Genomic DNA, 286 nt, shown 5'->3' on the forward strand with positions numbered 1-286 from the left:
ATATCATACAGGGTGATATCCGCTTCTTTGAAATCAAAGCCTGTTTCTACATAGGCATAATCGGAAACCGGATTCGGATAGATTTTGATCTCCTGTTTTTCGATCAACTTATCGATTTGGCTGTCACCAAGTTTTACAATCTTCCAGTTCTCTTTTCCAAGTTCTTCGGCACTGGTTCCTGCGAGTATAATAGAGCCGTCTCTGTTGAATTTGAGATCAGATAATCTTTCTTCTTTCTTTCTGGATTCTCCTTTTACATATTTTCTCCACTGCTCATTGCCATCCT

General features: G+C 39.2%; 1 pseudogene. It reads right to left on the reverse strand.

The window, feature by feature from the left end:
* Positions 1 to 286 (reverse strand): annotated as a pseudogene (locus tag SB679_RS23800) (T9SS C-terminal target domain-containing protein); the annotation flags it as partial.

The organism is Chryseobacterium sp. SIMBA_029 (assembly GCF_046535275.1).
Classification (GTDB): Bacteria; Bacteroidota; Bacteroidia; order Flavobacteriales; family Weeksellaceae; genus Chryseobacterium.